This window comes from Mycobacterium sp. IDUB_1 (assembly GCF_055419625.1).
Window position 1 is genome coordinate 453,990 of record NZ_JBVAYA010000001.1, and the last position, 12,762, is coordinate 466,751.

General features: G+C 69.4%; 8 protein-coding genes. 4 read left to right on the top strand and 4 right to left on the bottom strand.

The window, feature by feature from the left end:
- Nucleotides 1-27: 27 nt before the first annotated feature.
- Entirely contained in the window at nt 28-1,695 is a 1,668-nt protein-coding gene (locus ACZYYX_RS02290) for a helix-turn-helix domain-containing protein (protein WP_463812776.1), read from the top strand.
- 6 nt (nt 1,696-1,701) lie between these two features.
- On the opposite strand, the gene hrpA is transcribed toward ACZYYX_RS02290, so the two are convergent.
- From hrpA to ACZYYX_RS02305, 3 genes are read right to left on the bottom strand one after another with little or no spacing between them, the layout of a single operon-like run.
- Nucleotides 1,702-5,610: an ATP-dependent RNA helicase HrpA gene (hrpA, locus tag ACZYYX_RS02295; protein ID WP_463812777.1), complete on the bottom strand. Its 3,909-nt coding sequence runs from the start codon at nt 5,608-5,610 to the stop codon at nt 1,702-1,704.
- A gap of 1 nt (nt 5,611) precedes the next feature.
- Nucleotides 5,612-5,998, bottom strand: coding sequence for a VOC family protein (locus ACZYYX_RS02300; RefSeq protein WP_463812778.1), 387 nt, complete (start codon nt 5,996-5,998; stop codon nt 5,612-5,614).
- Nucleotides 5,995-6,888: a mycobacterial-type methylenetetrahydrofolate reductase gene (locus tag ACZYYX_RS02305; protein ID WP_463812779.1), complete on the bottom strand. Its 894-nt coding sequence runs from the start codon at nt 6,886-6,888 to the stop codon at nt 5,995-5,997. Before ACZYYX_RS02305 ends, ACZYYX_RS02300 begins: the two co-directional genes overlap by 4 nt.
- A 193-nt stretch (nt 6,889-7,081) precedes the next feature.
- On the opposite strand from ACZYYX_RS02305, the gene ACZYYX_RS02310 reads away from it, so the two are divergent.
- Genes ACZYYX_RS02310 through ACZYYX_RS02320 form a run of 3 tightly spaced genes read left to right on the top strand, consistent with a single transcriptional unit; the run spans nt 7,082 to nt 11,198 of the window.
- Nucleotides 7,082-8,254 carry a hypothetical protein gene (locus tag ACZYYX_RS02310; protein WP_463812780.1) on the top strand — a complete coding sequence of 391 codons (1,173 nt, stop codon included), beginning with the start codon at nt 7,082-7,084 and terminating at the stop codon, nt 8,252-8,254.
- A gap of 27 nt (nt 8,255-8,281) precedes the next feature.
- The gene (locus tag ACZYYX_RS02315; RefSeq protein ID WP_463812781.1) at nt 8,282-9,739 is read left to right on the top strand and encodes a protein adenylyltransferase SelO; all 1,458 of its coding nucleotides are present in this window, start codon (nt 8,282-8,284) and stop codon (nt 9,737-9,739) included.
- A 22-nt stretch (nt 9,740-9,761) separates the two neighbouring features.
- On the top strand, nt 9,762-11,198 hold the full coding sequence (locus tag ACZYYX_RS02320; RefSeq protein WP_463812782.1) for a WS/DGAT/MGAT family O-acyltransferase: 1,437 nt from the start codon (nt 9,762-9,764) through the stop codon (nt 11,196-11,198).
- Between the two features lie 50 nt (nt 11,199-11,248).
- Here ACZYYX_RS02320 and ACZYYX_RS02325 read toward each other — a convergent pair whose 3' ends face one another.
- Entirely contained in the window at nt 11,249-12,727 is a 1,479-nt protein-coding gene (locus ACZYYX_RS02325; protein ID WP_463812783.1) for an HNH endonuclease signature motif containing protein, read from the bottom strand.
- Nucleotides 12,728-12,762: the final 35 nt, after the last annotated feature.

The window sequence follows — 12,762 nt, forward strand, 5'->3', positions numbered from 1 at the left end:
TTGACACACACACTTAGACTTTTTCTTGTGTCCTCTGATACATACGGTGGCGTGCACCAGCTGGAACTCTGGCTGGATGCGCTGGCCGACATCGGTGAAGCCGTCGGCGGGGACACCCCCGTGGCGGCCGTGCTGACCCGGGTGGCCGAGACCGCCTGCACCCTGCTGGGCTACGACTTCTGCGCGGTGTTCCTGCCGACGTTTCTCACCACCGCCGGCCGCACCGCCTTGACGATCGTCGGCTCCCACGGGCTGTCGCCGGACTACGTCGCTCAGGTCAACGCCGACCGGCCGATCCTGCTCGACGTGCGCGACGAATCCGAGGCACCGACCAGCATCGCGTTTCGCACGGGTGAGGTGGTGACGGTCGACGACATCGATCGCAAGCCGGGCTTCACCTGGAGCGGGGTGGCGCACGAACAGGGCTACCGGGCGCTGATCTCGGTGCCGCTGCGGCGCGGAGCCACGATCGTGGGCGCGCTCAACGGATATCGCGCTCGTCCCCACCGATTCGATCGCGCCGAGATCGGCCTGGTCAGCACACTGGCCACCCAGGTCGCCATCGCGCTGGGCACCGCACAGCTGCGGGCCGCCGAACAGGCCACGATCGCCGAACTGCGTCGCGCAGAGGAAGTCCACATCTTGCTGACGGCGACGGCCCTGCGCGGTGAGGGCGTCGCCGGTGTCGCCGAGGCACTCGCCGAACTCCTGGGGCGGTCCGTACTGATCGACGACGCCTACGGCGAGCAGCTGGCGGCCGCGGGCTCGGTCACCGAGACAGACAGCGCCCCCGATGAGCCGAGGGCCACCGTCACCGACGTGATCCTCGACGGCGCCGCGGTGGCGCACATCCGCGTCGGCGCACCAGCAGATCAGTTGTCGCCGGTCGATGTGCGCGCCGTCGAACAGGCCGCAGTCGTCACCGCGCTCGAGCTGCTGCGTGCCCGCACGGCCGCCGAAGTGGAACAGCGCCTGCGGGGTTCGCTCGTGGCCGACGTGCTCGGCACCGCCCCCGCCGGCCTTCCCGCCATCCTCGACCGGGCCCGCAGGCTGGGCTGGGACCTCGGCGGCACCCAGACGCTGATCGGGTTGCGCTGCACCGACACCGAACGCGTGCTGGCCACCGCCGACAGGTTCTTCCGGCGTGCGCCGGTGCGGCCGCTGTCGGCCGTGCACCGCGGCGACGTCATCCTGCTCTGGCCCGCCGAATCCGCCGTGGAGACGACACGCCGACTGCTCGACACCCTTGCCGTGCCAGGGGTGTACGCCGCTGTGTCGAGAACGGCGAGTGCCTCGGAGCTGCCCGCTGCCTTCCGGACCGTGCGTGGCGCACTCGACCTGGCCGCCGGGGCAGACTCCCCCACCGTGATCGATCTGACCCAGCTGACGGTCGACCAGCTTCTGCTCGAGCTCGGCGATCCGGCGCGGCTGCGGGAGTTCGCAGTGTCCGTCCTCGGCCGCGCGATGGACTATGACCGCGCCCGCTCGACGGCACTGCTCGACACCGCCCGGGTGGTCGTCGACACCGGACTCGATCGGCGCGCCGCCGCGGAACGGCTCCACCTGCACCCCAACACGGTCGCCCAGCGGATGCGCCGGTTGGAAGACCTGACGGGGCTGGTGATGTCGCGACCCGCCGATCTGCTGCAGCTGACGTCCGCGCTGACGGTCGCGCGGATCGCCGCACTGGGCTGAGGAGATTCAGCCCGTGATCGCGTCGAGCGCGCGGTAGATGCGCTGCTCACTGATCGGGCGCGGCGTCCCCAATTGCTGCGCCCACAGGCTGACTCGCAACTCCTCGATCATCCAGGCGATGTCGCGAACGTCGGCGGCGGCCGCCCGCGCCGGGGACAGCGCCGCCACCACGTCGTCGTAGGCGTCCTGTACGGCGCCTATCCGGTCCATCCGCTCGCGGTCCGCCGCCGGCGCCTGCGGCAGCCGCTCGAGCCGTCGGCTGACGGCGGTCAGATAGCGGGTCAGGTCGGCCAGCCGCGGCGCCCCGGCGGCAGCCACGAAGCCGGCGGGGACCAGCCGCGCGAGTTGGGCGCGGATGTCGGCGACCGCATCGGCCTGCACCGACGACGGAGTGTCGGGCAGTGCGAGCGACACGTCGTGCAGCGCGACGAGCACCTTTTCCGCGCGCCGCACCACGTCGAGGGTCGTGGCGACCAAAGATTGCCCGACACGCGTACGGACTTGATCGAATTCTGTTCTGGTCCAGAGTGGTTCGGGAGCCAGCAGCTGCATCGCGGCGTCGGCGCAGTCCTCGATCAACGCCGCCAAGGAACCGTCCGGGTTGGTCCCGAGCGACAGCCGGGTCCGCATGTCGAGCGCCTTCTCGACCTGTTTGACCACCGACGGTCCGGTCAGCCGCAGCAAGCGGCGGGTGCCCGCCGGCGCAGCGATGGCCTGCTCGGCCGCACTGGCGAACACCCGCACCGCCACCGACGTTGCCTCGTCGACCAGAGCAGGGTATCCGCGCACCGTGTTCCCGGACCGTCCCTGCCGTTCGACGACGCGCGGCACCTCGTCGATATCCGGCCACGCTCGCAGCCCGGACCGTTCGAGATCCCCGGCTGCGGCCGCCACGGCGTCACGGGCCGGCGCGGCCAGCGTTCGCTGCAACTCCGTGAGGTCCTTACTACGTGCGACGACCTTGCCGTCGGCCGCCTCCACCGCGAACGTCACCCTCAGATGCGGCGGGATCTTGTCGAGGTCGAATGCGTCGATCGGGACGAGAATGCCGGTGCGCCTGCGTAGTTCCCTCTGCAGTGAGTCGAGGAGCGGACCGTCCTCCGGTGTGATCGAGGACAGCAGCGCGCGAGCGGTGTCCGGGGCGGGCACGAAATTGCGGCGCAGGTCCTTCGGCAGCGAGCGGATCAGAGCGGTCACCAGTTCCTCGCGCAGAGCGGGCACCTGCCAGGCGAAGTCGTCACCGCCGAGCCGAGCCAGGACGTCGACGGGCACGTGGACGGTGACGCCGTCGTCGGTCGCGCCCGGTTCGTAGCGGTAGGACAGCGGCAGCGCCACATCCTCGGCCTGCCACGCGTCGGGTTGATCAGCATCGGACTCGTTGCGCAGCAGATCATCTCGCGTCATCGTCAGCAGATCAGGCGCGCGGTGCCGCTCTTTGCGCCACCACCCGTCGAAGTGCCGCGCCGACACCACGTCGGCGGGAATCCGGGCGTCGTAGAACGCGAAGATCTCGTCGTCGTCGACCAACAGGTCGCGGCGGCGTGCGCGTTCCTCGAGGTCGGCGACTTCTGTTCTGAGACGGGCGTTGTCGGCGAAGAAGTGATGTTTGGTGCGCCAGTCCTGGTCGACGAGGGCGTGCCGGATGAACAGCTCACGGGCCACCGGCGGATCGATCTGCGCGTACCCCACCCGCCGTCGCGCCACCAGCGGCAGCCCGTACAGCGTCACCTTCTCGTAGGCCATCACCGCACCGCGCTCGGCATCCCAGTGCGGCTCACTGTGCGTGCGCACCACCACATGCCCCGCCACCCGTTCCACGGCCTCGGGATCGATGCGGGCCGCGATCCGCCCGTACAGCCGGCTGGTCTCCACCAGGTCGGCCACCACCACCCAGCGCGGCGGCCGGCGGGTCAGCACCGATCCGGGCGCCAGCACGAACTTCGCGTTGCGAGCGCCGAGGAACTCCCGGGACTCCCGGCCTTTGGCGTCGTCACGCATCCCGATGTGCGACAGCAGGCCGGCGGTCAGTGCCGTGTGCACCCGCTCCACGTCGGCCGGCTCGTCGGATTCGGTGATGCCCAGATCACGGCAGATGCCGCGCAACTGACCGACCAGGTCCTGCCACTCCCGGATACGCAGGTAGTGCAGGAACTCCTCGCGGCACATCCGACGAAAAGAGCTGCCGGAACGCTCTTTTCGCTGCTCCCCGAGGTAGCGCCACAGGTTCAGGAACGACACGAAGTCGGAGTTCTCGTCGGCGAAGCGCGCGTGCTTCTGCCGGGCCGCCTCCTCGTTGTCGGTCGGCCGCTCCCGCGGATCGGGGATCGACAATGCCGCGGCGAGCACCAACATCTCCCGTACACAGCCCTCGGCGTCGGCCTGCAGGATCATCCGGCCCAGCCGGGGATCGACCGGGATCTGCGCGAGCCGACGGCCCAGCGGGGTCAGTTCTCCATCGGTGAACGCACCCAGTTCGGTGAGCAGGGCGATACCGTCGCGGATGCTGCGGGCATCGGGTGGGTCCAGGAACCCGAAACCCTCGATATCCCCGAAGCCGAGCGCGGCCATCTGCAGGATGACCGCGGCGAGGTTGGTGCGCAGGATCTCCGGATCGGTGTAGCGGGGCCGTGATTCGAAGTCCTGCTCGGAGTACAGGCGGATGCACACACCGGGCGCGGTGCGTCCCGACCGGCCGGCGCGCTGGGCCGCGGAGGCTTGGGAGATCGGCTCGATCGGCAACCGCTGCACCTTGGTGCGTCGGCTGTACCGGGAGATCCGCGCGGTCCCGGGGTCGACGACGTAGCGGATGCCGGGCACCGTCAGCGATGTCTCGGCGACGTTGGTGGCCAGCACGACCCGCCGGAGCGCGCGGCTCGGGCTGAACACCTTCTGCTGCTCGGCAGTGGGCAGGCGGGCATACAGCGGCAGGATCTCGGCCCTCTCGCCGAGGTCTGCGCGCAATGCCTCTGCGGTGTCACGGATTTCACGTTCACCGGACAGGAACACGAGCACGTCACCCGGCGGCTCGCTCGCGAGCTCGGCGACAGCGTCGACGATCGCCTCGGTCGGATCGCGAACCTCGGTCCGGACCACCTCGTGGTCGGGGTCGTCAGGATCGTCACCGTCGGCGACCACCGGAACTTCCAAAGGGCGATAACGGATTTCGACCGGATATGTGCGCCCACTGACTTCCAGGATCGGGGCGCCTCCGAAGTGCCGGGCGAAACGCTCCGGCTCGATGGTCGCCGACGTGACGATCACCTTGAGATCGGGGCGGCGCGGCAGGAGCTGGCGCAGATACCCGAGCAGGAAATCGATGTTGAGGCTGCGTTCGTGCGCTTCGTCGATGATCAGGGTGTCGTAGCGCAGCAGGCGGCGGTCCCGCTGGATGTCGGCCAGCAGGATGCCGTCGGTCATCAACTTCACCAATGTGCGGTCACTGGCCTGGTCGGTGAAGCGCACGGTGTAACCGACCGCCTCGCCCAGCGGGGTGTCCAGTTCGTCGGCGATGCGCTGGGCCACGGTGCGCGCGGCGAGACGACGCGGCTGCGTGTGCCCGATGGTGCCCCGGATACCGCGGCCCAGCTCCAGGCAGATCTTCGGCAGCTGTGTGGTCTTTCCCGATCCCGTTTCGCCGGCCACGATCACCACCTGGTTCGCGGCGATCGCGGCGGCGATGTCGTCGCGGCGATCGCTGACCGGAAGGTCCGGGTAGCTGATCTGCGGAACCGCAGCCCTGCGGGTGGCGACCAGCGCCTCGGCGGCCGAGATCTGCTGGGTCAGCCGGTCCAGCTGGGAGGGCGCGGGGGACCTGAGCTGACGCAGCTTGCGGCCCAGCCGCGACGCGTCCCGCAGCGTCAGACCGTCCAGCCGCGCGCGCAGGGCGCGCACGTTCTCCGTGCTCGGCTCGGGCATCTCAGCCGGCGGACACCGTGGTCAGGCAGAACGGATGACCCACCGGATCCAGCATCACCCGCCACAGCGTCGGCTGCGGCTGCACATCGGCCTGGCGTGCGCCGAGCCGCTCGGCGGCCGCCACCGCCGCGTCGACATCGGCGACCGACACGTCCAGGTGAATCTGCGCCGGGACATCGGGATTCGGCCACGTCGGCGCGCGGTAGTCGTCGACGCGCATCAGCGCGAGGATCGCGGCACCGTCGGTGATCGCCACGACGCCGCCGTCAGGAGTCTCCACCAGTCGCCGCATACCGAGCAGCGCCGCGTAGAAGTCCGCCAGCTCGCCCGGGTTCGGACAGTCGATCGACGTCGCGCCCAGCGTGCCGACCGGAGGATCGGAGATCATGGGGTGTCTGGAGCCCAGAAGGCCAGCATCTCGGCGAACGTCTCGAACGCCGGGGTGTTGATGCCGTAGGTGGCCTCGAAGTGCACGCTGAGCGGGAAGCCCAGCTCGCCCACACCGTCGATCACGCGCTTGTACAGGTCCACCATCAGCTTGCGCCGCTCCACCGGCTCGGCGCCGGCCAGCTGCTTGACGAAGTCCTGCTCGGCGGCGACCGCGGCGTTGCCCGGGTCCTGGATCAGCCAGTTGATCAAGCCGACCTTGTTCTCCACCGCAGGCACGAAGCCGAAGGACAGCAGGATCTCGGGCCGGTACTCGTTGGTGGCGGCGAACTCGGTGAGGAAGTCGACGATCGTGTCGGAGTACAGCAGCTGCGTCATGCCGTAGGTGGCGCCGCGGCCGCATTTGAACGAGAACCGGCCCTGCTCGCCTTCGCGGGTCGGGATCAGGATGACGCCGCGGTTGTCGACGACCTCGTCGAACATCGTCAACGCATCCGTGGGCGCCACCCCGGAACCTTCGCCGTCGCTCAAGGTGCGTGGCACACCGACGAAGGCGATGCCGTCGAACCCGCTCTCGCTCAGCTCGGTCAACCGGCCACGCAGCGTCGGCTCGTCCATGAACGCGGTGACCTGGGTGCACAACCCGCGCACCTCCGGCAGTTCGGGCTTGATCATCGACCAGAACTCGAGCACGTCGAGTTTGGGCTTCATCTCCAGGGGACGGTCGTCGTCCTCCTCGATCATGCCCGGGATCATCACGTGCCGAACCCGACCGCCGATGCCCGCCTCGGCCGAGCAGCGCAGCACCTTCTCGGCGTCGGAGAGAGCCTGCTCGCGTCCGCGATCGACGTTCGGCGGCACCAGCTCCAAAGCGATGGTGTTCAGGCTCACAGCGTTGCTCCACATCTGAGGTTTCGACAGTCGGCGGCCCGGCCGACGGTGCTCGTCAGCCCACGATTCCCCCGTCGCCGGCGAGGAATCACCATACCGAGCGTGACGGTCCGGGGCGCGCCGCGGACCCACCCCGCGGCCACCCGCTCCGTCCGGCCGTCCGATCTTCGGCCACCATGGAGGGCGATCCCCTATGAGAAATTCGCTTCACAGTTCCGTCAGACATGCCCTGACCGCCGCGCTGTTCGCGCTGCTGGCCGTCCTGGTCGCAGCCTGCAGCGGTCTTCAGTCACCGCCCGGTTCGACGTCTTCGAGTAGCACGGGCTCGTCTGCACCGAAAGTCACCTCGCCCTTCGACCCGACGACAACGCCGGCCCCGCCCACCGGCCCGATGCTGGCCTACCGCGCCGCCGACGAGATCGGCATCATCGACGGCACGACCAAGGTCGCGACCGTGCCAGGAGCCTTTCCGCCCAGCAACGACCTGATCACCACCGAGGACGGCCGCTTCGTCTTCACCCGCACCGTCGACAACCACCTCGCCGCAATCGACGTGAAGAACCGGCGCGGCGGTATCCGCCAGATCTCGGTGGGGCCGACGCTCGGCACGTCGGAAGGGAGCACGATCGTCTGGTGGGAACAGCCGAACCGGCTGATGGGTCTCGACCTGTCCGCCCCCGACGCGGCACCGCGACTGATGCAGTCCGTCGAACTCCCGCCCACCCCCGGCGTCGGCGACGCGCGTCTGATCGTGGCGCGCGGCGGCACCACCGTGCTGGCCCGCGTCGAAGCGCCGCCGTCGCCGTTCGGCGGGCCGGACACCCTGTACGCCGTGCGGGGTCCCGGCGCGCCGGCCTCGCTGGGGCAGGTCGACGCCAACAGCCCGGTCTCTGTTGCCCGGCTCTCCCCCGACGGCGGCTCGCTGGCCTACGCCCTCTACCGCGCCACCGATGACGCCGCCGGGCAAGCCTGCGGCACCGCGGCCGTCGTGCAGTCCGACGCGGACGGCAACCAGCAGACGTTCGACGTCGCTGCGGCCGACCCCGCGGCCGGATTCCGCATCACCAAGCTGTGGTGGCCGCAGCAGGGGCCGCCGAAGCTCAGCCTGACCACCTGGCGCTGCGGTCAATCGCAGGCCGCGCCACCCGTGGTCTGGCAGCTGACCGGGGACCACATCGCCCAGGTCGCCCCACCGACGTCTGCGCTGCAGACCACCGAATTGACCCCGGGGCAGCGCGCGCTGATCCTGCCGCACAGCGACGGCTACGACGATCCCGCCGGCGCACTGGTGATCGAAGAGAGCAACCGCCGGATTCCCGTGAAGGACGACGTCGACGCCATCGCACTGATCGAGCCATCGCCCTGATCCACCCGTCTCCGTAGGCTCGGAAGGATGAGCATCGCGCTGGGAGACACGTTCGTCCGGGACCTTCCCGAACTCGCCGTGCGATGGCAGGCCGAGGATGCGCCCAACCCGACACTGCTGGTCCTCAACGAGGCGCTGGCCGCCGAGCTGGGCCTGGATCCGGCGTGGTTGCGCAGCCCCGACGGGGTGCGTCTGCTCGCCGGCACCGCCGTTCCTGACGACGCCACCCCGGTGGCCCAGGCCTACGCCGGCCACCAGTTCGGGGGCTTCGTCCCCCGGCTCGGTGACGGGCGCGCCCTCCTGCTCGGCGAACTCCTCGACGCCGACGGACGGGTTCGCGATCTGCACCTGAAAGGGTCGGGCCGCACCCCGTTCGCGCGCGGCGGCGACGGCCTGGCCGCGGTCGGGCCGATGCTGCGCGAATACGTGATCAGCGAGGCGATGCACGCCCTCGGCATCCCGACCACCCGCTCGCTGTCGGTGGTCGCCACCGGCCGGTCCGTCTACCGGGAGACCGAGCTGCCCGGCGCCGTCCTGGCTCGGGTGGCGGCCAGCCATCTGCGCGTCGGCAGCTTCCAGTACGCGTCGCTGGTCGCCCGCCAAAGCCACGGTGTGGGTGTGCTGCGCCGCCTCGCCGACTACGCGATCGCACGGCACCACCCCGCCTGCGCGCAAGCCGCCCAGCCGTACCGGGCGCTGCTCGAGGCGGTCATGGACGTGCAGGCCGATCTGATCGCACAGTGGATGTTGGTGGGCTTCATCCACGGCGTGATGAACACCGACAACATGACGATCTCGGGCGAGACCATCGACTACGGCCCCTGCGCGTTCATGGAGGCCTTCGATCCGGAAACAGTGTTCAGCTCGATCGACCACGGCGGCCGCTACGCCTACGGCAACCAGCCAGGCATCGCGCTGTGGAACCTGGCGCGCTTCGCCGAGGCGCTGCTCCCGCTGTTCGACGAGGACACCGACCGCGCCATCAGCCAGGCCGAGGATTCTCTGGGCCGGTTCCGCGATCGTTACCAGAGCCGCTGGGACGAGGGCATGCGCGCGAAGCTCGGCCTTGCCGGCGCCCCGGCGGAACAGGCCGATGCGCTGAGCCAGGACCTGCTCGTGCTGCTGCAGGCGAACGGCATCGACCACACATCGTTCTACCGGCGGCTGGCCGAAGCGGCCCGCGGTGAGGCCGAGCCGGTGCGCGGCGAGTTCGTCGACCTCGCCGGCGTCGACGCATGGCTGGGCCGGTGGCGTGCGCTCGATCCCGATCCGGTGGCCATGGACGCGGTGAACCCGGTCTACATCCCGCGCAACCATCTGGTGGAAGAGGCGCTCGCCGCCGCCACCGACGGGGACCTGGGTCCGGCGGAGAACCTGCTCGCCGCGGTGCGCTCGCCCTACCAGATACGACCGGGTTTCGAGCGCTACGCGGAGCCGGGCCAGCAGGAGTTCTCGGCCACGTTCCGAACATTCTGTGGGACCTGATCACACCGCGTACCGTGACGGGGTGAGCGCGACTAGCAAGAGGCTCGGCCTGCAGGACCTGCTGTTCATCTACGGGGAAACGCCCAGTTCGAAGATGCACGTGGCCGGCCTGCTGCCGTTCACGCCGCCGCCCAACGCGACGGTCGAGTATCTGCGCGAGATGATCGCCGAGGCCCGCCGCCAGGAGGTGATGCGGCCGTGGAACCTCAAGCTCGCCCACCCGCGACTGCAGTACAGCCCCCTGCACAGCTGGGTCGAGGACAAGGACTTCGACTTCGACTACCACGTGCGTCGCTCGGCACTGGCCAGCCCCGGTGACGAACGCGAGCTCGGCATCCTGGTGTCGCGGCTGCACAGCAACCACCTCGACCTGACCAGGCCGCCGTGGGAGCTGCACGTCATCGAGGGTCTCGAAGGCGGCCGGTTCGCGCTGTACATGAAGATCCACCACGCGCTGGTCGACGGCTACAGCGCGATGCGCATGCTCGCTCGCAGCCTGTCCACCGACCCGGAGTCGAACGACACCCGGATGTTCTTCAACGTGCCGATGCCCGAACGGGCGCAGGGGCCGAAGGCCACCGGATCGAACGGGACGTCGGTCAATCCGCTCACCGCGGCGCTGCGGACGATCAGCGGGATCGGCGCCACCGTCAGCGGTGGTGTCAGCGCTGCCGTCGACCTGACGACGGCGGTGGTCAACACCCAGATCCGCCGCGACGGCGAGTACGCCCAGATCGCAGGGTCGGCGTCGGCGCCGCACAGCATCCTCAACGCGCGGATCAGTCGCAATCGGCGCTTCGCGACTCAGCAGTACGACTTCGACCGTCTCAAGAAGCTCAGCTCCCAGCACGGAGCGACGATCAACGACGTGTCGCTGGCCATCCTCGGCGGCGGCCTGCGTCGCTTCCTCTCCGAGATCGACGAACTGCCCGACCGATCGCTGATCGCGTTCCTTCCCGTCAACGTCCGACCCAAGGGTGACGAAGGCGGCGGCAACGCCGTCGGCGCGATCCTGGCTCCGATGGGCACCGACATCGCCGATCCGGTGGAACGGCTGAACGTCATCACCGCCGCGACCGGGGCGGCCAAGGCGCAGCTGCAGAACATGTCTCCGGCGGCGATCATCGCCTACAGCGCGGCACTGCTGGCGCCGGCGGGCACGCAGATCGCCGGCGCTCTCACCGGTGTGCAGGCGCCCTGGCCCTACACGTTCAACCTCTGCGTCTCGAACGTGCCGGGACCACGGGAACCGTTGTGGTTCAACGGCTCCCGGCTGGAAGCCACCTACCCGGTGTCCATTCCGATCCACGGCATGGCGCTGAACATCACGCTGCAGAGCTACGCCGACACCCTGAACATCGGGTTCGTGGGCTGCCGGGATCGGCTGCCCCACCTGCAGCGCCTGGCCGTCTACACCGGCGACGCGCTGGCCGAGCTCGAGAAAGCCTCGGAGGCCTAGTCGCACCCCAAAAGGGACCCCTCGGCGAGGGGTGCACCTGTTCGCGGCTTTCACGCCGCTTCGTTGTCGGGTGGTGCGGGTCCGCCGGGTTCTGACGGTCCGCTGGTTGAGGGTGACGGGCACGCGGCGGCGCCCCTGGTCGAATCGGCTTGCGCCTCAACGTCGTTCTTCTCGTCGTCCTCGGGTGGGCGCAGGAGGCGTTCGGGTGTGTGGTGGGTGTTGACCCGGGTTTGTCCGGTGTCTAGGTCCGGTGGTGGGGTCCATTCGACTTCATGGCGGGCGTTCATCGACGTGGTCCAGCCGCCGGGTGCGACGGCGCGGTTGTCGGGCGGGCAGGCCAGGCCGAGGTCGTCGATGTTGGTCAGCCCGCCCTCGGCCCAATCCTGTGTGACGTGGTGGACCTGGCAGCCGTAAGCCCCGACCGGGCAGCCGGGTTTCGTGCAGCCACCCTCGCGGCCGATCAGCATGATCCGCTGGGCTGGTGATGCGGTGCGGCGGGTGCGGAACAAGTCGAGCGCCGCGCCGGTGGCGCGGTCAAAGATCGCCAGGTAGTGGGACGCGTGCGCCCCCATCCGGATCACGTCCTTGATCGGGAGGCGGGTGCCACCGCCGGTGACCCCGATCCCGGCGCAGGACTCGAGGTCCTGCAGCGTCGTGCGGACGATCACCGTGACCGGTAACCCGTTGAGCTGACCGAGTTCGCCGCTCATCAGGGCGATGCGTCCGACGGCGAGCAGGGCGTCGTGTTGGCGTTGGGCGAGGCTGCGGTGATCGTTGTCGATCTGCGCCTGCGTCGGTGTCCCGGAAATACAGGGCTCGTCATCGTCGGGGTTGCACATGCCGGGGGCGGCGTATTTGGCGAAGATCGCCTCCCACACCGCCGCGGCTTCCGGGGTCAGATCCGCCCACCACTGCGTCATCCCGTCGCGGCCCTGCCGAGATTTCTTCAGACCCCGTTTTCGGGTGCGTTCGGTGTCATCAGGTTCAGGCCCGTCTTGATCGAGCAGGAACAGGGTCAGGTCTGCGGCGTCGCGGGTTTCTTTCGGGCCGGCCCCGACGGCGGTGCGGACCAGTTCGACTTCGAACTGTTCCCGGGTCGTGGTGTCGCAGAAGACGGGGAGTTTGTCGACGGCTTTACGGATGATCTCCACATGCTCGCCGTTGATCAGCCCCTGCTCCTGGGCGACCGCGGTCGCGGGCAACACTGGCGGCAACGGCTCTCCGGTCAGTGACTGACACGGCGCCAGCAGCGCGGCCTCAGTCAACCGGCGATTCGCCTCCGGACCGCTGATCCGGTAGCGGATCGCGAGGACGTCTTTCCAGTTCTTGGCGCCCATCTGCTGCGGGGTGGTCTCGGCCTGCAGCCGCGCCAGGCCGCGATTGCGGGCGGCCGGCAACCGGCACCCGGCGGATTCCAGCTCGTCGAGCAGCTCCTTCAACTCGCCGGCCGTCGAGAGGTCCAGATCGCAGGCGAGCACGCCATTGACCGCGGCCCGCAGCACCGCCACCGCCTCCCGCACCTCCGACATGAATCGAACATACGTACGATCACCGACAAAAAGAG

Bases quoted from the DNA above. Each gene is read 5' to 3' on its own strand.
- ACZYYX_RS02325 (WP_463812783.1), bottom strand. From the start codon at position 12,727: ATGTCGGAGGTGCGGGAGGCGGTGGCGGTGCTGCGGGCCGCGGTCAAT.
- ACZYYX_RS02315 (WP_463812781.1), top strand. From the start codon at position 8,282: ATGAGCATCGCGCTGGGAGACACGTTCGTCCGGGACCTTCCCGAACTC.
- ACZYYX_RS02310 (WP_463812780.1), top strand. From the start codon at position 7,082: ATGAGAAATTCGCTTCACAGTTCCGTCAGACATGCCCTGACCGCCGCG.
- ACZYYX_RS02300 (WP_463812778.1), bottom strand. From the start codon at position 5,998: ATGATCTCCGATCCTCCGGTCGGCACGCTGGGCGCGACGTCGATCGAC.
- hrpA (WP_463812777.1), bottom strand. From the start codon at position 5,610: ATGCCCGAGCCGAGCACGGAGAACGTGCGCGCCCTGCGCGCGCGGCTG.